Genomic DNA, 17,071 nt, shown 5'->3' with positions numbered 1-17,071 from the left:
TCTAATGGCGATCTGGAACCTTGGCTCGATCAATGCTGACACGGTCTATGCGCTGCCGCACCTGCCGGCGCCGGGTGAAACCCTGGCGGCCAGCGGGTTGCAGCGGTTTCTGGGCGGCAAAGGTGCGAACATGTCTGTTGCGGCGGCACGGGCCGGGGCGCATGTGCGCCACATCGGCGCCGTGGGGTCCGACGGGCTGTGGGCGCGCGACCGGTTGACCGAATACGGGGTCGACACGCGGCACATCGCGCAGGTCGATCAGCCCACGGGCCATGCGATCATCGCCGTGGATGCGCAGGGGGAAAACCTGATCATCCTGTACCCCGGCGCCAACCACGCGATCGGGGCCGATCAGGTTTCCGCCGCGCTGACAGACTCTGACACGGGCGATCTTCTGGTTTTCCAGAACGAGACCACCGCACAGGCCGAGGCCGCGAAGCTGGGCCGCGAGCGGGGTCTGACGGTGTGCTATGCCGCAGCCCCCTTCAGCGCGCCGGCAGTGCAGGCGGTGTTGCCCTGTCTGGATTTCCTGATCCTGAACGAGGTCGAGGCGGCCCAGCTGCAACAGGCCACGGGGCTGGCCCCGGCCGATCTGCCGGTCGAACATGTGATCGTCACGCTGGGGTCAAAAGGCGCCCGATATCATCAACGCGGCCAGTCGGCGGTTGAGTTTCCCGCCCACAAGGTCAAGGCCGTGGACACGACCGGGGCCGGGGACACCTTTACCGGATATGTCCTGGCCGGAATGGACCGGGGGATGCCGATGGCGCAGGCCATCACCCAAGCCAACCGGGCGGCGGCGTTGATGGTGATGCGGCCCGGCACGGCAGACGTCATTCCGGACCTGAAAGAGGTGCGCGAAGCCGTGTTGGATTAAGATCCGGCAAACGGCGCGGCGCTGCCCCACAGCTGCCGGACCCGCGCATCGCGGCCGCAGGCCTTGCGATACGCCTTGTAGGCATTCAGCTGGCGTTTCGGCCCGAACCGGGTGAACACCAGTTTTTTGCCCTTGTAGTAGTCTTGGTGATAGGCCTCGGCCGGATAGAACGCCCCAAGCGGCAGGATCGGAGTCACGATGGCCTGACCAAGCGCACGATTCGCTTCGGTTTTGCTACGTTCGGCTAAAGCTTTTTCGCCTGTGTTAGAGACGAAAATCGCGGTGCGATAGCTTTCGCCCCGGTCACAGAACTGGCCTCCGGCATCGGTGGGATCGACCGAGCGGAAAAACAGGTTCAGCAAAGTTTCACGGGAAACGCGGGCCGGGTCAAAGGTGATCTGCACCGCCTCGTAATGGCCGGTGCCGCCGCTCGTGACCTGGCTGTAGGTGGGGTTCGGGGTCGTGCCGCCGGAATAGCCCGAAACCGCCTCGATCACGCCGGGTACGGACTCGAAATCGGCTTCGACGCACCAGAAACAGCCGCCCGCCACGGTCAGCGTCTCGGTCCCGGCCGCCGGGGCCGGCTGAGCGCGCAGGATCAGCGCCAGCGCAATCAGCGCAAACAGAAGGGTCAGCTTGATCTGGTCGAGGCAACGGGTCATGGCGGACCTCCTTTCCGCCTCAGGCTGCCGCGCATTGGGGGGGCTGACAATCGGCTGAAACCGTTTGTCACGCGGTGGTGAGACGAGTTTATCGCCTAGCCCAGCAGCTGCCCCAGCTTCATCGCGACGCCCATGTCGCCCGAGATCTTGAGCTTGCCCATCATCACCCCGGTCATCGGGTTCAGCTTGCCGGTCAGCAGTTTGCCCAGGTTTTCGCGCGAGATGCGGATGGTGCAATCGGTCTCGCGGTCCTGGGTGCTGGCCGTGTTGTCGGCCAGCACGATCACGCCATCGGCGCCGCAATCGAATTTCAACGAGCCGTCAAAGCGCTTGTCGGCCAGCCCTTTCTGGATTCCCTCGGCGATCTCCTGCAGCATCCCTGCCTCCCTTTTTCGCACTTGCGTTCGGGGTGACAGAGGGCAGGGGCCGGGGCAAGCGTGACCTTACGGGAAACCGCTCAGCCCAGGGCCTGCTGCGTGCGCGGGCAGGGATGACCGTCGTAGAACGCATCCAGAACCGCCTGGAATTCGGGGGGCGCATCGGGCACGGTGGCGAACAAGGTCATGGACGACCGCAGCTTCTTGGCATCCACCTTGCTCAGAATCTCGGCCGGGTCCTTGCCGGCGTGGGTCAGCATCAGCCGGGCCACCTCGGTCAGGCGGCGGCGCAGTTCGGGGTGGGCCAGGTAGGCCGCAGCCTCGTCCAGATCCTCGATCCCGTAGAGCTGCGCCATGTGCGATTGCCCCAACTCGGCCAGTTGCGGAAAGACGAACCACATCCAATGGCTGGTCTTCCGCCCCTGTTCCAGTTCGCGCAGGACATCGGACCAGACCGTGTCCTGCGCTTCGATGAACATTTCCAGTTCGTCGTTTATGCTGTCATCCTCGGTCACTTGGACAACCGCTTGTCGCGCGCCGCCAGCAGTTTGAGCCGCAGGGCGTTCAACTGGATGAAGCCCGCGGCGTCTTTCTGGTCATAGGCGCCGGCGTCTTCTTCGAAGGTCACATGCGCCTCGGAATACAGCGAATGATCCGACCAGCGGCCCACGGTCGAGGCCAGACCCTTGTAGAGTTTCACGCGAACGGTGCCGGTGACGTGTTCCTGGCTCTTGTCGATGGCGGCCTGAAGCATCTCGCGCTCAGGGCTGTACCAGAAGCCGTTGTAGATCAGCTCGGCATATTGCGGCATCAGTTGGTCTTTCAGGTGCATCGCGCCGCGATCCATGGTGATGGATTCGATGCCGCGATGCGCTTCCAGCAGGATGGTGCCGCCCGGTGTTTCATAGATGCCGCGCGATTTCATGCCCACGAACCGGCCCTCGACCAGATCGAGACGGCCGATGCCGTGCTTGCCGCCGTATTCGTTCAGCTTGGTTAGCAGGGTGGCGGGGCTCATCGCCTCGCCATTGATGCTGACCGGGTCGCCTTTTTCAAAGCCGATCTCGATATATTCGGGCTCGCTCGGTGCGTCCTCGGGGTGGACGGTGCGCTGATAGACATAGTCGGGCGCCTGAACGGCGGGATCTTCCAGAACCTTGCCCTCGGACGAGGTGTGCAGCAGGTTTGCGTCCACCGAGAACGGGGCCTCGCCGCGCTTGTCCTTGGCGATCGGGATCTGGTGCGCCTCGGCAAATTCCAGCAGCTTGGTGCGGCTGGTCAAGTCCCACTCGCGCCAGGGCGCGATCACCTTGATGTCGGGGTTTAGCGCATAGGCCGCCAGTTCGAACCGCACCTGGTCGTTGCCCTTGCCGGTCGCGCCATGGGCCACCGCGTCGGCGCCGGTTTCCTTAGCGATCTCGATCAGGCGTTTCGAGATCAGCGGCCGCGCGATGGACGTGCCCAGCAGATAAAGCCCCTCGTACTGCGCATTGGCGCGGAACATCGGGAAGACGAAATCGCGGACGAACTCCTCGCGGATGTCCTCGATATAGATGTTCTCAGGCTTGATTCCCAGCAGCTCGGCCTTCTGGCGGGCGGGCTCCAGTTCTTCGCCCTGACCCAGATCGGCGGTGAAGGTCACAACCTCACAGCCGTACTCGGTCTGCAGCCATTTCAGGATGATCGAGGTATCAAGGCCACCGGAATAGGCCAGAACAACTTTCTTGGGCGCGGACATCTGACTTCCCCTTATGCGTAAGACGATTGGCCCCTAGCGGGTTTTCGACGTGGGGGCAAGAAGCAGTGGGTTGACCGGGCGCTGCGAATAAGCGCACACCAGAGACAATCAAAGATTGTCAAAGGGGTTTTTTGAATGCTTGGATGGAAGATTTTCGCCCATTCGCTGCGGATGGTGTTAGGCAATCTGCCGCAGGTTCTGCAAATCGTTCTTGGTCCGGCCGTGATCGGAACCGTCGTAGTCATCGGGCTGTTTCTGGTGTCCGGCATTCCGGTCGAAGCCTTTGACGACAGCGATACAGGATTGCCGCCCGAGGTGAATCCGGCATCATTCATCCTGTTCATCATACTTTTGGCGATCGTGATGCTTGTCACCATGGGCTGGATCGCCGTGGCGTGGCACCGCTTCATCCTGCTCGAGGAGTATCCCAGTGGGCTTCTGCCGACCTTCCGGTTCGACCGCATCCTGGCCTATTTCGGGCGCGGGCTGATGTTGATACTCCTGTTTGCGATCGGATACCTGCCGATGCTTGTGATGATCGGAATGTTGGGCGAGGGCGCGATCGCGGTTTCGATCTTTCTGACGATCCTTTACATCGTGTTCCTGACCGTCTGCTTCTATCGGTTGTCCATCATCCTGCCTGCGGCCGCCATCAGCCATCCGATCACGCTGGGCGATGCGTGGAGCAACACCCAAGGCACTTGGGCCACCATCCTCGTTTTGGTTCTGGTTTCGATCCTGTTCCAGTTCCTGGTGCAGCTGGCCGGTGGCGTTCTGTCGATGATTCCGGTTCTGGGGGTTCTGATCGCCGTGTTCTTCGGCATGGTGATCCTGCCGATGATCAGTGTCAGCATCCTGACCACGATGTATGGCGTGTTCATCGAAAAACGCGAACTGGGCTGATCGTCCGTACACCGATGTATTCCTTGCCCTTGTCGGCCTGATGGGGCAGGGAATGCGGCATGAGTGATTTCATGACCCGCGCCCGCGCCGCCGAACAGGCGATGCGCACCGTGTTTCCTGCAACCCCGTTGCAGCGCAATACTCATCTGTCAAAGAAATACGACGCCGACATCTGGCTGAAACGTGAAGACCTCAGCCCGGTGCGGTCCTACAAGATCCGCGGCGCGTTCAATGCCATGCGCAAGCAGCAGGGGCAGGACCTGTTCGTCTGCGCCAGCGCCGGCAACCACGCGCAGGGCGTGGCGTTCATGTGCAAGCACATGGATGTGCGGGGCGTCATCTTCATGCCGGTCACCACGCCGCAGCAGAAGATCCAGAAAACTCGGATGTTCGGCGGCGACAACATCCAGATCCACCTGACCGGCGACTATTTCGACCACACGCTTGCCGCGGCTCAGGACTGGTGCGCGCAGCAGGGTGGGTATTTCCTGTCGCCCTTCGACGATGACGACGTGATCGAGGGGCAGGCCTCATTGGCCGTCGAAATCGAGGAGCAGCTGGGCGGCCTGCCCGATCACGTGGTGCTGCCGGTGGGCGGGGGCGGCATGTCCTCGGGCGTGGCGACGTGGTTCGGCGACCGCACTCACTGCCTGTTTGTCGAACCCGCAGGCGGGGCCTGTCTGCGCGCGGCGCTGGCGGCGGGCCATCCGGTGGCGCTGGACAAGGTGGACAATTTTGTCGACGGCGCGGCGGTGGGCCGGATTGGCGACAAGCCGTTCCGGCTGTTGCGTGACCGGCACCTGTCGGACGTGATCGTTCTCCCCGAGGACCGCATCTGCACCACTATGATCGAGATGCTGAACGTGGAAGGCATCGTGCTGGAACCCGCCGGCGCCCTTGCGATCGAGGCGGTGGGCGATGTCCAAAGCTTTGTGCGCGGCAAGACGGTCGTCTGCGTCACCTCGGGCGGGAATTTCGATTTCGAGCGTCTTCCCGAAGTCAAGGAACGCGCGCAGCGCTACTCGGGCGTCAAGAAGTACTTCATCCTGCGCCTGCCGCAGCGCCCCGGAGCACTGAAGGAATTTCTGAACATCCTCGGCCCCGAAGATGACATCGCCCGGTTTGAATACATGAAGAAATCGGCGCGCAATTTCGGCTCGGTCCTGATCGGGATCGAAACCGCCAAGCCCGAGAACTTTCTGCGCCTGTTCGCCCATCTGGACGATGCCGGTTTCGTCTATACCGACATCACCGAGGACGAGACACTGGCCCAGTTCGTGATCTGACCGCTCACAGGCTCTGCGCCAGTTCGGCCAGGAACGTCTTGCGCGACTCGTCGAAGGCGGCCAGGAGCGCGTCCAGATCCACCTCGGAGCCCTGGCCCGCGGCGGCCCGCCGCTCACCGTCCTGACACAGTCTGGAGAAGGTTTCGAACCCGAGGCTCAGTGCGCTGCCCTTCAGGAAATGCAGGTTCTGCTCAAGCTCGCGCCGTTCGGTATCGGCCTGCAGGCGGTCGATGACCTCGCCCACCTCGTCCAGAAAGATGTGAACGACCTCATCGAACTCGTCGGGCCCGACCTCATCCCGCAATTGGCGCACCCTGGGCCAGTTTATCATGCCCGTTCTCCGCATTGACCCGTTTGTGACCTGACTACCGGGATCGGGTAAAGAGCACGTTAAGTCGGTCCCTGTGTGGTGATGCCGGGTTTTCACCGGTTGTTAAGATTGGACTCTTAGCGTTTCTACACCCCGAATAGGAAGTGCAGAGGTCGGCGTGCGATTGCCCAGCCAACCAGAGATCAAGTCTGATCTGGATTTTGGTGCCATCCAGAACGTGCTGGTGGTGGATGACAGCCGCCTTCAGCGCCGGATCCTCGTGGCATCGCTCAAGAGATGGGGGTTCACCGTCATCGAGGCGGACAGCGGTGAAGAGGCGCTCGACCTGTGCAGGCAAGGTCTGCCCGATCTGGTGCTCAGCGACTGGGTGATGCCGGGGATGGGCGGGCTGGAGTTCTGCCGCGCCTTCCGACAGCTGGAAAAAGACGCGTACACCTACTTCATCCTTCTGACGTCCAAGAGCGAAAAGCAGGAGGTGGCGCGCGGCCTGGACGCGGGGGCGGATGATTTCCTCATCAAGCCGCTCGAGGCGGACGAACTGCGCGCGCGGATCTCGGCCGGTGCGCGGATATTGGGCATGCAGCGTGAATTGTCGGAAAAGAACCGGCTGATCGAAAAGGCCTTGTCCGAACTGCGCGCCGCACATGACTTGATCGACAAGGATCTCATGCAGGCCCGCAGCATCCAGGAATCGCTGGTGCCCGAGCTGACCCGGGAGTTTGGCCGCTCGCGCGTCAGCCTGTTGCTCAAGCCCTGCGGTCATATCGGCGGCGACCTCGTGGGCATGTTCTCGCCCGGTGCGAACCGGATCGGGTTCTACAGCATCGACGTGTCCGGGCACGGCATCACCTCGGCCATGATGACCGCGCGGTTGGGTGGGTACCTGACCAGCCAGCATTTTGACCAGAACGTGGCGATGGAGAAGCGGTTCAACAAGTTCTATGCACTGCTGCCCCCCGAACAGGTGGCCGAGACGCTGAATGCCCGCCTGATGGCCGATACCGGGATCGAGGAATATTTCACGATGGTCTATGCGATCGTCGATCTTCGGTATGGCCATGTGAAGATGGTTCAGGCCGGCCACCCGCACCCGTTGTTGATCCGTGCAGATGGTTCGATGCAGTTCATGGGCGACGGCGGTCTGCCGATCGGCCTGATCGATGGGGCGACCTTCCGAAAGATCGACTTCTACATGCAACCGGGCGACCGGTTGCTGTTGTATTCCGACGGGTTCACCGAATGCCGAGTGGCCGATGGCGGGCTGCTTGACGAAGATGGGCTGTGCAGGCTGGCGGGGGACTGTCTGGCCCAGCACAACGGCCCCGAGTTTCTGGACGACATGTTCTGGCGGCTCACCCAGTCGATGCCGCCCGGCGAAACGATGGATGATGACGTCTCGGCCGTGTTTTTCGAGTTCAACGGGAATTAGCGCTCCGAAAGGTGCAAGCGGGCGAAATGGCGGTCGCCGGCATTGCCCAGCATCTGGACCGCATCGCCCGCGTTCATCCAGACCGCTTCGTGAAAGGCTTCGGTCGGCGGCCCCTGGCGCCGCACCGGGCGGGCGCGATAGATCAGGCAGATCTTTTCGGCCCACAGGTCGTATTCAGGCATGTAGGTAAAGCGCCGGAACGCGCCGACCCGGCGGGGGGAGGCAATCGACCAGCCGGTTTCCTCGAACACTTCGCGATGCAGGGCGGCGACCGGGGATTCGCCCGGGTCGATGCCGCCGCCGGGCAGCTGCAGGTCGGGGCCGGGCTCGATCTGGCAGGTCAGCAGCAGGCTGCCGCCCCGGGGCAGCAGCGCATAGACTCCCACGCGCCGAGTATATCTGCGCCCCGGTTCCGGGGTTTCGCCGAACCGCCTGATCATGTAAGAGCCCTTTCAACTCTGGATCTTCGACCTATATGGTGGCGGTATGCCAACCCGTGGCGTTTAAGGAAACCCCATGTCTTTTGGAACGAAAATCGCGTGGGACGATACCGTCCTGCCCTTTCAACTCGATGTCTCGGATATGCGCGGCCGTGTGGCGCGGCTGGACGGGGTGCTGGACGGCATCCTGAAACAGCACGACTATCCCGAACAGGTCGAGGCGCTGGTGGCCGAGATGGCCCTGCTGACCGCGCTGATTGGCCAGACCGTCGCGCTGCGCTGGAAGCTGTCGCTGCAGGTGCAGTCGAACGGACCGGTGCGGATGATCGCCACAGATTACTATGCCCCGCGCGAAGAGGGCCAGCCCGCGCAGATCCGGGCCTATGCCAGCTTTGACCGCGACCGGCTGACCGATGGCGCGCCGTTCGATCAGGTGGGCGAGGGGTATTTCGCGATCCTCATCGACCAAGGCAAGGGAACGCAGCCCTATCAGGGGATCACGCCGCTGACCGGCGGATCGCTGAAGGCCTGCGCCGAGTCTTATTTCGCGCAGTCCGAGCAGTTGCCGACGCGGTTCTCGCTGAGTTTCGGAAAATCGACCGAACCCGGAGCCGGCGAACGCTGGCGGGCAGGCGGCATCATGCTGCAGCACATGCCCAAGGCCTCGCCCTTCGTGGCCACGAATGACGGTACCGGCGACATCTTGACGGCGTCGGACCTGGTGGATGGCAATGAAGGCGAAAACTGGGACCGCGTGAACATCCTGCTGGATACGGTCGAAGATCTGGAAATGATCGGGCCGTCCGTGGCGCCGACCGACCTGCTGGTGCGTCTGTTCCACGAGGAACAGCCCCGCGTGTACGAGGCCCAGTCGGTGCAGTTCGGCTGCACCTGCTCCGAGGATCGCGTGCGTCAAAGTCTGTCGATCTACTCGGCCCAGGACATCGAGAAGATGACCACCGACGAAGGCACCGTCACCGCCGACTGCCAGTTCTGCGGCGCGCATTACGTGCTGGATCCGAAATCGGTCGGGTTCGAGGCTGAAGACCCGGATGACGGCTGACCTGATCCCGCGTCTGAGCGAAGCGCTGGCCCGACCGGGTGATGGGTCCAGCGACTTCGACCTCAATCCCGGCACGGTTCTGCCTGCGGGGCGCAAGCTGCGCCCGGCAGGTGTTCTGGTCGCCGTGGACCTGGTCCGTGGCGATCCGCGCCTGATCCTGACCAAGCGGTCCTCGGCCCTGAAACATCATCCGGGGCAGATCGCCTTTCCGGGCGGCAAGCAGGACGACACCGATGCGGATGTGACCGCCACGGCCCTGCGAGAGGCGCAGGAGGAGATCGGCCTGCCGCCGGACCTGCCGCGCATTCTGGGTACCTTGCCGGTGCATGAAACCGTCACGTCATTTGCCGTGACGCCGGTGGTGGCGGTTCTGGAGCGCGGCTTTGACCCGGTGGCCGAACCCGGCGAGGTGGACGAGGTGTTTTCGGTTCCGCTTGCGCATGTGCTGAACCCTGCGAATTATGTGGTTGAATCGCGCATCTGGCGCGGAACACGACGGTATTTCTTCGCGGTGCCCTATGGCCCCTACTACATCTGGGGCGCCACGGCCCGCATGTTGCGCGGGTTGGCGGCACGGATGAGCGAATGATGCGGATCACCGAAGACTGGATCACGAACCCGGCCACACAGAACGTGTGTGCAGCGCTGACCGAGGGCGGTGCGCAGGCGTTGTTCGTGGGGGGCTGTGTGCGCAATGCGCTGTTGGGGGCACCGGTCTCGGATCTCGACATCGCCACCGATGCCCGCCCGCAGCAGGTGATGGATCTGGCCGAAAAGGCCGGGCTGAAGGCGATTCCGACGGGGATTGATCACGGCACCGTGACCGTGGTCAGCGACGGCATACCGCATGAAATCACCACCTTTCGCCGCGACGTCGAAACCGACGGGCGGCGCGCGGTCGTTGCCTTTTCCGACCAGGTGGAAGAGGACGCCGCCCGTCGCGATTTCACCATGAACGCGCTCTATGCCCGCCCCGACGGCAGCATTCTGGACCCGCTGGGCGGCCTGCCTGACCTGCAGGCGCGGCGCGTGCGGTTCATCGGCACGGCCGGGGATCGCATCCGCGAGGACTATCTGCGCTCGTTGCGGTATTTCCGGTTCCACTCCTGGTATGGCGACGCGCAGGCCGGGATGGACCCGGATGCTCTGGCGGCGATTGCGGCCGATCTGGACGGGCTCGACCGGCTGTCGCGCGAGCGGGTCGGGGCCGAGATGCTGAAACTTCTGGCCGCGCCCGACCCGGCTCCATCGGTGGCCGCCATGCGCAGCATCGGCGTTCTGGCGCATCTGCTGCCCGGCGCCGACGATCGGGCGCTGCCGATCCTGATCCATTTCGAATCGCAGGCCGGGCTTGCCCCCGACGAGCTGCGCCGTCTCGCGGTCATCGCAGGGCCCGAGGTTGCCGGGACTCTGCGCCTCAGCAAGGCGCAACTGGCCCGCCTGACCCGGATCCGAGACGGCGCGCAGGGCGGTGCCGGGGCGGCCGAATTGGGATATCGGCTGGGTCAACCAGACGGACAGGACGCGGCCCTGCTGCGCTTCGCCTTTCTGGAACAACCCTGGACGGCTGAGACTGGCGCGGCCGTCGAAAAAGGGGCGTCAGCGACCTTCCCGGTCAGGGCCGCCGATCTGCTCGGGCGTTACTCTGGCCCGGCGCTGGGCGCGAAACTGGCCGAACTGGAAAGCCGCTGGATCGACTCGCATTTCACACTGGACCGGGACGCGTTGCTGCAAGATTGACGGGAAGTCTCAAAAGGGGATGACAAGTCCTTGGGTTTCCGGCTAGGGTGCGCCTGTCTCATGGATGGAGGACTGCGAATGTATTACGGGATCTGGTTCGGCTAAAGCCAAAACACCTGACCCGTACGGGTGGTGTTTTGGCGCCATCTGCTTTCGCATTTTCAATTTTCCTGCTCGATCGGAGCACCTCCATGTTTCGCTATTTCGAAAACCTCGTTGACCCTTTTGTTGCCTATGAAGAGGTCGACACGCCGCCGACACGGCTGTGGCCCTTCATGCTGGATTATTCCCGCCCTTTTCGGCGCGTCTTCTTCTGGGCCGCGCTGATGTCGATCATCGTGGCCGCGGTCGAGATCGGGCTGATCTATTACATGGGCCGGGTCGTCGACCTTCTGGGCGGTTCGCCGTCCGAGGTCTGGCAGGCCCACGGGACCGAGCTGGTTCTGGTCGCGCTGTTCATCCTGTTCCTTCGCCCGATCCTGCATGTGCTGGACGTATTGCTGCTGAACAACGCGATCCTGCCCAATTTTGGCACACTGATCCGCTGGCGGGCGCACAAGCACGTTCTGCGCCAGTCGGTCGGTTGGTTCGAGAATGATTTTGCCGGGCGCATCGCCAACCGCATCATGCAGACCCCGCCCGCTGCGGGCGAGGTGGTGTTTCAAGTGTTCGATGCGATTTCGTTCTCGCTGGCCTATCTGATCGGCGCGGCGATCCTGCTGATGGCCGCCGATCCACGCCTGCTGCTGCCGCTGCTGATCTGGTTCGCGCTCTATGCGCTGCTGGTGCGCTGGACGGTTCAGCGGGTGGGACCGGCCTCGCAGGCCGCGTCCGATGCGCGGTCCACGGTGACGGGCCGGGTAGTGGACAGCTATTCCAACATCCATTCGGTGAAAATGTTCGCCCATGCCCAGCAGGAGCTCGACTACGCGCGTGAAGCGATCGAAGAAACCCGGCGCACCTTCCAGATCGAAATGCGCATCTTCACCATCATGGATGCCGTTCTGGTAGCGCTGAACGGCGTGCTGATCATCGGTGTGGTCGGCTGGGCCATTTACCTCTGGATGCAAGGCAGCGCCTCGGTCGGGGTGGTGGCGGCGGCCACTGCGCTGACGCTGCGGCTGAATGCCATGACCGGCTGGATCATGTGGGCATTGACCAGCTTCTTCCGCCAGCTGGGCGTCGTGGCCGAGGGGATGGAGACCATCGCCCAGCCCGTCGACCTGCTGGATGCGCCGGGCGCCAAGCCGCTGCAACTGACCGATGGCCGGATCGAGATCCGCGACCTGTCGCACCACTATGGCCGCGAGACCGGCGGGCTGGATCATGTCAATCTGACCATCCAGCCGGGCGAAAAGGTCGGCTTGATCGGGCGGTCGGGGGCCGGGAAGTCGACCTTGGTCAAGCTGTTACTGCGGTTCTACGACGTGGAAAGCGGCGCGATCCTGATCGACGGGCAGGACATCCGCACCGTCACCCAGGACAGCCTGCGCCGCAATATCGGCATGGTTCAGCAGGACAGTGCGCTGCTGCACCGCTCGGTGCGCGACAACATCCTGTATGGCCGGCCCGATGCCACCGAAGACCAGATGATCGCCGCCGCCAAACAGGCCGAGGCGCATGACTTCATCCTCGATCTGCAGGACCCGCAGGGCCGCACCGGCTATGACGCCCATGTGGGCGAGCGCGGCGTCAAGCTGAGCGGCGGGCAGCGGCAGCGGGTGACGCTGGCGCGGGTGATCCTGAAGGACGCGCCGATCTTGTTGTTGGACGAGGCCACATCCGCCCTAGATTCCGAGGTCGAAGCCGCAATCCAGGAGACGCTGTACGGCATGATGCAGGGCAAGACCGTGATCGCCATCGCGCACCGGCTCAGCACCATCGCCCAGATGGACCGGATCCTGGTGATGGACGGAGGCCGGATCGTCGAGGAAGGCACCCATGCCGATCTTTTGGAGCAGGGCGGTCTTTACGCCCAGTTCTGGGCGCGCCAATCTGGCGGCTTCATGAACCCCGGGGCCGCGGACGAGGCAGCAGAATGACGGTCGCAGACCTGATCAAACCGTTTGAACCCACCCAGACGCCCCCGCCGCAAAGGCTGGGGGCGTTCGTTCGCTGGTGCCTGACAGGGGCCTGGCCCATGTTGTTCGCCGCTGCGCTGTTTTCGGCCCTTGCAGGTGCAATGGAGGCCGGAACCGCCTGGATTCTGGGCTGGGTGATCGACATGGCGACTGCCAGTGGGCCCGAAAACTTTCTGACACCGCGAAACCTGTGGATGATCCTGGGGGCTGTGGCGTTCTTCATGTTGATCCGACCGCTGCTGTTCGGGCTGTCCTCGGTGTCGAACAACTATATCGTCATGCCCAACATCCCGCCGCTGGTGCTGGCAAAGCTGAACCGTTGGACGCTGGGCCAGTCGGTCGCCTATTTCGACGACGATTTTGCCGGCCGCATCGCGCAGAAACAGATGCAGACGGCCAATGCGCTGACATCGGTCGTATCGGAGACCGTCAGCGCCATCGTCTTTGCCCTCGCCTCGCTTGTCGGATCTTTGCTTTTGTTAGGGTCTATTCACCCCTTGGTCATGCTGCCCTTCGTGGCTTGGCTGGCGGTGTATTTCCTGCTGGTGCGCTGGTACCTGCCGCGCATTCGCACACGCTCGGCCGCGCGGGCCGGGGCGCGGGCGATGGTGTCGGGGCAGGTAGTGGACACGATCACCAACATCAAGACAGTCAAGCTGTTTGCCCATTCCGAGTTCGAGGATCAGGCCGCCCGCGACTCGATGGTTGCGCTGCGCGACAAGTCGCTGGCCTTCGGCAAGCTGTCGGCCAGTTTCCGGTTCATTTTGATGACCTTGGCGGGGCTTCTGCCGGTTCTGCTTTTGGGCGCCACCTTGTGGCTGTGGCAGGTGGGGTCGGCGACCACCGGGGATATCGTGGCGGCGGGCGCCATCTCGATCCGCATCGCACAGATGACGGGCTGGGTCAGCTTCACCCTGATGGGGATCTACGCCCATGTGGGCGAGATCGAGAACGGCATGAAAACCCTGGCGCGGCCCGACCGGGTCGAGGATGCGCCGGACGCCACCGAGCTGGCAGTGCCCGAGGGCCGGATCGAGTTCCGCGATGTCAGCTTTGCCTATGGTCGCGACGTGGGCGGGGTCTCGGACCTGACGCTAAAGGTGCAGCCGGGGGAGAAGCTGGGGATCGTCGGCGCCTCGGGGGCGGGCAAATCCACCCTGGTTTCGCTGCTTCTCAGGCTCTACGACAGGGAAAATGGCCAGATATTGATCGACGGGCAGGACATCGCCCGCGTCACGCAGGACAGCCTGCGCCGCCAGATCGGCATGGTCACGCAGGAAACCGCGATGTTCAACCGCTCGGCCCGCGACAACATCCTGTACGGCCGACCCGATGCCACCGAGGACCAGATGATCGCCGCGGCCCAAAAGGCCGAAGCGCATGACTTTATCCTCGATCTGCAGGACGGGCAGGGGCGCAAGGGATATGACGCGCATCTGGGCGAGCGCGGCGTCAAGTTGAGCGGCGGCCAGCGGCAGCGCATCGCGCTGGCCCGCGCGATCCTCAAGGACGCGCCGATCCTCGTGCTGGACGAGGCGACCTCGGCGCTAGACTCCGAGGTCGAGGCCGCGATCCAGACCGCGCTGCACCGGGTGATGGAGGGCAAAACCGTTCTGGCCATCGCCCACCGCCTGTCCACCCTCAGCGAGATGGACCGGATCATCGTTCTGGATCACGGGCGCATCTTGGAGAGCGGGCCGCATGACACCCTGCTGGCGCAGGGCGGGCTGTATGCGCGGTTCTGGCACCGCCAGTCGGGCGGGTTCATCCAGACCGAGGCCGCCGAATAAGGGTTTTGTTGGCGCATCAGCCCGGCTATCAGGCAGGCCATGACGCAGGAATACACCATTCTCCGCCTCGGGCATCAGGGCGACGGCATCGCCGAGGGCCCGGTCTATGCCCCCCGAACGCTGCCTGGCGAGCGGGTCAGCGGCCTGCTGGACGGCTCGGAGCTGACCGATATCAAGGTGCTGACGCCGTCGGATGATCGGGTCAAACCGCCGTGCCGCCACTACAAAAGCTGCGGCGGCTGCCAGTTGCAGCACGCCTCGGACGCCTTCGTGGCAGATTGGAAGGTCGAGGTGGTGCGTACCGCGCTGGCTGCTCAGGGGCTGCAGGCCGAGATGCGCCCGATCCTGACGTCGCCGCCGCAGTCGCGTCGCCGCGCCACCATCGCGGTGCGCCGCACCAAGAAGGGCGCGCTGGCGGGGTTCCACGGCCGCGCCTCGGACGTGATCACCGAGATTCCTGATTGCCAGCTGCTGGATCCTGCGCTGACCGCCGCCATCCCCGTGGCCAAGGCGCTGGCCGAACTGGGCGGCAGCCGCAAGGGCGTGTTGTCGGTCACCCTGACCCTGTCCGAAGCCGGGCTGGACGTGGCGGTGCAGGGCGGCAAACCTCTGGACGGCCCGCTGGAACTGGCGCTTGCGCAGGCGACCGAGCAGCACGGTTTGGCGCGGCTGGCCTGGGATGGCGAGGTGATCGCCATGCGCAACCCACCCGCACAGCGTTTTGGTCCGGCCACGGTGGTCCCGCCGCCGGGGGCTTTCCTCCAGGCTACAAAAGATGGAGAACAGGCTCTAACACTGGCAGTTTTGGAGATTGTTGGCCCAGCCAAGCGTGTGGTTGATCTGTTCGCGGGCTGCGGCACGTTCTCGTTGCCGCTGGCGCAACGGGCCGAGGTTCATGCCGTTGAAGGCGCGGCTGATATGACCCGCGCGCTGGACCAGGGCTGGCGCAAGTCCACGGGATTGAAACAGGTCACGACCGAGATGCGCGACCTGTTCCGCCGCCCCTTGATGCCGGACGAGCTGCGCCGCTTCGACGCCGTGGTTCTGGACCCGCCACGCGCCGGCGCCGAGGCCCAGGTGGCCGAGCTGGCTCAGGCCCGCCGTCCGGTCATCGCCTATGTGTCCTGCAACCCTGTGACCTTCGCGCGGGATGCAAAAATTCTGGTTAAGGCGGGCTATGCCCTTGAATGGGTCCAAGTGGTTGACCAATTTCGATGGTCATCCCACAGCGAACTGGTGGGCAGCTTCAAACTGGCAGAGAACCCATGACCCGACAGGAGACCCTTCGCATGACGATCCGGCAGCGCCTGCAGGCCTTTGTCGAAAACCCGCGATTTGCGCAATTCATCACCGGCGTCATTCTGGTGAACGCGGTTCTGCTGGGCATGGAAACCTCGGACACGCTGATGGCGAAGTTCGGGCCGGTGATCGTGCTGCTCGATACCATCTGCCTGACCATCTTCGTGGCCGAGATCGCGATGAAACTGGTGGCCAACGGGCGCCGGTTTTTCCTCAATGGCTGGAACATTTTCGATTTCGTGATCGTCGGCATCGCCCTAGTCCCCGGCGGCGCCGGCATTTCGGTTCTGCGCGCGTTGCGGATCTTGCGGGTGCTGCGGGTGATCTCGGTCGCGCCGCGTCTGCGCCGGGTGGTCGAAGGGTTCATCCAGGCGCTGCCGGGCATGGGCAGCGTGTTCCTGCTGATGGCGATCCTGTTCTATATCGGCGCGGTGATATCGACCAAATTGTTCGGCGACAGCTTCCCCGACTGGTTCGGAGACCTCGGCCGCTCAGCCTATACCCTGTTCCAGATCATGACGCTGGAAAGCTGGTCGATGGGCATCGTGCGCCCGGTGATGGAGGTCTATCCCTATGCCTGGCTGTTTTTCGTGCCATTCATCATGGTCACAACCTTCGCGGTGGTGAACCTGCTGGTCGGTCTGATCGTGAATTCGATGCAGGATGCCCACCACGCCGAGGAAGGCGTCAGGACCGATGCCTATCGGGACGAGGTGCTCGAGCGGCTGGACTCGATCGAACGCCGCCTGACCGAACATATGAACAGCAAAAAGTGATTTCCGTTTCCGCTGGATTTTGGCATGATGCTGCAAAACGAGCAGGCAGTGAAATCATGGATCGTCGAGCATTTGGATTGGGTGCACTGGCAACACTGAGCCTTTCGGCTTGTGGAAGTGGGGGCCCTCGATTTCTGACCTACAACGGACCCGAGGTGACATCCATCGTTGTGAACAAGGGCGCGCGCAAGATGTACCTGCTGCATCACGAGCAGATCTTGCGCGAGTATGATGTCGAGCTTGGCTTCGCTCCAAGCGGCACAAAGGTCAAGCGCGGAG

General features: G+C 63.4%; 17 protein-coding genes and 1 pseudogene. 12 read left to right on the top strand and 6 right to left on the bottom strand.

Going from position 1 to position 17,071, the window contains the following annotated elements:
* Positions 1-4: 4 nt before the first annotated feature.
* Entirely contained in the window at positions 5-877 is an 873-nt protein-coding gene (locus AC2FNS_RS16205; protein ID WP_496797665.1) for a ribokinase, read from the top strand.
* On the opposite strand, the gene msrA is transcribed toward AC2FNS_RS16205, so the two are convergent.
* The 4 genes from msrA to AC2FNS_RS16185 all read right to left on the bottom strand — a co-directional run bounded on the left by msrA (position 874) and on the right by AC2FNS_RS16185 (position 3,654).
* The gene (gene msrA, locus AC2FNS_RS16200) at positions 874-1,539 is read right to left on the bottom strand and encodes a peptide-methionine (S)-S-oxide reductase MsrA (RefSeq protein ID WP_496711018.1); all 666 of its coding nucleotides are present in this window, start codon (positions 1,537-1,539) and stop codon (positions 874-876) included. The genes AC2FNS_RS16205 and msrA overlap by 4 nt on opposite strands.
* A 95-nt stretch (positions 1,540-1,634) precedes the next feature.
* A complete protein-coding gene (locus AC2FNS_RS16195; protein WP_496681600.1) occupies positions 1,635-1,916 on the bottom strand; it encodes an SCP2 sterol-binding domain-containing protein in 282 nt (93 codons plus the stop codon).
* Between the two features lie 80 nt (positions 1,917-1,996).
* The gene (locus AC2FNS_RS16190; protein WP_496711067.1) at positions 1,997-2,395 is read right to left on the bottom strand and encodes a DUF1810 domain-containing protein; all 399 of its coding nucleotides are present in this window, start codon (positions 2,393-2,395) and stop codon (positions 1,997-1,999) included.
* A gap of 32 nt (positions 2,396-2,427) precedes the next feature.
* Positions 2,428-3,654 carry an argininosuccinate synthase gene (locus AC2FNS_RS16185; RefSeq protein ID WP_496711017.1) on the bottom strand — a complete coding sequence of 409 codons (1,227 nt, stop codon included), beginning with the start codon at positions 3,652-3,654 and terminating at the stop codon, positions 2,428-2,430.
* Between the two features lie 135 nt (positions 3,655-3,789).
* Here AC2FNS_RS16185 and AC2FNS_RS16180 point away from each other — a divergent pair, with 135 nt between their 5' ends.
* The gene (locus tag AC2FNS_RS16180; RefSeq protein ID WP_496711016.1) at positions 3,790-4,557 is read left to right on the top strand and encodes a hypothetical protein; all 768 of its coding nucleotides are present in this window, start codon (positions 3,790-3,792) and stop codon (positions 4,555-4,557) included.
* Between the two features lie 59 nt (positions 4,558-4,616).
* Complete coding sequence (ilvA, locus tag AC2FNS_RS16175; protein WP_496711015.1) at positions 4,617-5,843, top strand: threonine ammonia-lyase IlvA; 1,227 nt, start codon at positions 4,617-4,619, stop codon at positions 5,841-5,843.
* Between the two features lie 4 nt (positions 5,844-5,847).
* Here the strand turns inward: ilvA and AC2FNS_RS16170 are convergent, their stop codons facing one another.
* Positions 5,848-6,174: an Hpt domain-containing protein gene (locus AC2FNS_RS16170; RefSeq protein ID WP_496687842.1), complete on the bottom strand. Its 327-nt coding sequence runs from the start codon at positions 6,172-6,174 to the stop codon at positions 5,848-5,850.
* A gap of 163 nt (positions 6,175-6,337) precedes the next feature.
* Here AC2FNS_RS16170 and AC2FNS_RS16165 point away from each other — a divergent pair, with 163 nt between their 5' ends.
* Positions 6,338-7,603, top strand: coding sequence for a PP2C family protein-serine/threonine phosphatase (locus AC2FNS_RS16165; protein WP_496681649.1), 1,266 nt, complete (start codon positions 6,338-6,340; stop codon positions 7,601-7,603).
* Here AC2FNS_RS16165 and AC2FNS_RS16160 read toward each other — a convergent pair.
* On the bottom strand, positions 7,600-8,043 hold the full coding sequence (locus AC2FNS_RS16160; protein WP_496711014.1) for an NUDIX hydrolase: 444 nt from the start codon (positions 8,041-8,043) through the stop codon (positions 7,600-7,602). The genes AC2FNS_RS16165 and AC2FNS_RS16160 overlap by 4 nt on opposite strands.
* A gap of 76 nt (positions 8,044-8,119) precedes the next feature.
* On the opposite strand from AC2FNS_RS16160, the gene hslO reads away from it, so the two are divergent.
* The 8 genes and pseudogenes from hslO to AC2FNS_RS16120 all read left to right on the top strand — a co-directional run.
* Positions 8,120-9,106 carry an Hsp33 family molecular chaperone HslO gene (hslO, locus tag AC2FNS_RS16155; protein ID WP_496681592.1) on the top strand — a complete coding sequence of 329 codons (987 nt, stop codon included), beginning with the start codon at positions 8,120-8,122 and terminating at the stop codon, positions 9,104-9,106.
* Positions 9,096-9,695, top strand: a complete 600-nt coding sequence (locus AC2FNS_RS16150; RefSeq protein ID WP_496681590.1) for a CoA pyrophosphatase — start codon at positions 9,096-9,098, stop codon at positions 9,693-9,695. The genes hslO and AC2FNS_RS16150 overlap by 11 nt, the downstream gene beginning before the upstream one ends.
* On the top strand, positions 9,692-10,846 hold the full coding sequence (locus AC2FNS_RS16145) for a CCA tRNA nucleotidyltransferase (protein WP_496711013.1): 1,155 nt from the start codon (positions 9,692-9,694) through the stop codon (positions 10,844-10,846). Before AC2FNS_RS16150 ends, AC2FNS_RS16145 begins: the two co-directional genes overlap by 4 nt.
* Positions 10,847-11,037: 191 nt before the next feature.
* Positions 11,038-12,888, top strand: a complete 1,851-nt coding sequence (locus tag AC2FNS_RS16140; RefSeq protein WP_496803912.1) for an ABC transporter ATP-binding protein — start codon at positions 11,038-11,040, stop codon at positions 12,886-12,888.
* The gene (locus tag AC2FNS_RS16135) at positions 12,885-14,717 is read left to right on the top strand and encodes an ABC transporter ATP-binding protein (RefSeq protein ID WP_496797661.1); all 1,833 of its coding nucleotides are present in this window, start codon (positions 12,885-12,887) and stop codon (positions 14,715-14,717) included. The genes AC2FNS_RS16140 and AC2FNS_RS16135 overlap by 4 nt, the downstream gene beginning before the upstream one ends.
* 39 nt (positions 14,718-14,756) lie before the next feature.
* Positions 14,757-15,986 carry a class I SAM-dependent RNA methyltransferase gene (locus tag AC2FNS_RS16130; protein ID WP_496711010.1) on the top strand — a complete coding sequence of 410 codons (1,230 nt, stop codon included), beginning with the start codon at positions 14,757-14,759 and terminating at the stop codon, positions 15,984-15,986.
* A 20-nt stretch (positions 15,987-16,006) separates the two neighbouring features.
* Positions 16,007-16,792, top strand: coding sequence for an ion transporter (locus AC2FNS_RS16125; RefSeq protein WP_496681584.1), 786 nt, complete (start codon positions 16,007-16,009; stop codon positions 16,790-16,792).
* Between the two features lie 56 nt (positions 16,793-16,848).
* Positions 16,849-17,071, top strand: a pseudogene (locus AC2FNS_RS16120) (L,D-transpeptidase family protein); the annotation flags it as partial.

The sequence above is a fragment of the Ruegeria sp. BHSA191 genome (genome assembly GCF_059613325.1).
This window is presented reverse-complemented; position numbering and strand designations above follow the sequence as displayed.

What these genes read in the sequence shown, in the direction of transcription:
- AC2FNS_RS16205 (WP_496797665.1), top strand. Translation starts at nt 5, where the DNA reads ATGGCGATCTGGAACCTTGGCTCGATCAATGCTGACACGGTCTATGCG.
- msrA (WP_496711018.1), bottom strand. Translation starts at nt 1,539, where the DNA reads ATGACCCGTTGCCTCGACCAGATCAAGCTGACCCTTCTGTTTGCGCTG.
- AC2FNS_RS16195 (WP_496681600.1), bottom strand. Translation starts at nt 1,916, where the DNA reads ATGCTGCAGGAGATCGCCGAGGGAATCCAGAAAGGGCTGGCCGACAAG.
- AC2FNS_RS16190 (WP_496711067.1), bottom strand. Translation starts at nt 2,395, where the DNA reads ATGTTCATCGAAGCGCAGGACACGGTCTGGTCCGATGTCCTGCGCGAA.
- AC2FNS_RS16185 (WP_496711017.1), bottom strand. Translation starts at nt 3,654, where the DNA reads ATGTCCGCGCCCAAGAAAGTTGTTCTGGCCTATTCCGGTGGCCTTGAT.
- AC2FNS_RS16180 (WP_496711016.1), top strand. Translation starts at nt 3,790, where the DNA reads ATGCTTGGATGGAAGATTTTCGCCCATTCGCTGCGGATGGTGTTAGGC.
- ilvA (WP_496711015.1), top strand. Translation starts at nt 4,617, where the DNA reads ATGAGTGATTTCATGACCCGCGCCCGCGCCGCCGAACAGGCGATGCGC.
- AC2FNS_RS16170 (WP_496687842.1), bottom strand. Translation starts at nt 6,174, where the DNA reads ATGATAAACTGGCCCAGGGTGCGCCAATTGCGGGATGAGGTCGGGCCC.
- AC2FNS_RS16160 (WP_496711014.1), bottom strand. Translation starts at nt 8,043, where the DNA reads ATGATCAGGCGGTTCGGCGAAACCCCGGAACCGGGGCGCAGATATACT.
- hslO (WP_496681592.1), top strand. Translation starts at nt 8,120, where the DNA reads ATGTCTTTTGGAACGAAAATCGCGTGGGACGATACCGTCCTGCCCTTT.
- AC2FNS_RS16150 (WP_496681590.1), top strand. Translation starts at nt 9,096, where the DNA reads ATGACGGCTGACCTGATCCCGCGTCTGAGCGAAGCGCTGGCCCGACCG.
- AC2FNS_RS16145 (WP_496711013.1), top strand. Translation starts at nt 9,692, where the DNA reads ATGATGCGGATCACCGAAGACTGGATCACGAACCCGGCCACACAGAAC.
- AC2FNS_RS16140 (WP_496803912.1), top strand. Translation starts at nt 11,038, where the DNA reads ATGTTTCGCTATTTCGAAAACCTCGTTGACCCTTTTGTTGCCTATGAA.
- AC2FNS_RS16135 (WP_496797661.1), top strand. Translation starts at nt 12,885, where the DNA reads ATGACGGTCGCAGACCTGATCAAACCGTTTGAACCCACCCAGACGCCC.
- AC2FNS_RS16130 (WP_496711010.1), top strand. Translation starts at nt 14,757, where the DNA reads ATGACGCAGGAATACACCATTCTCCGCCTCGGGCATCAGGGCGACGGC.
- AC2FNS_RS16125 (WP_496681584.1), top strand. Translation starts at nt 16,007, where the DNA reads ATGACGATCCGGCAGCGCCTGCAGGCCTTTGTCGAAAACCCGCGATTT.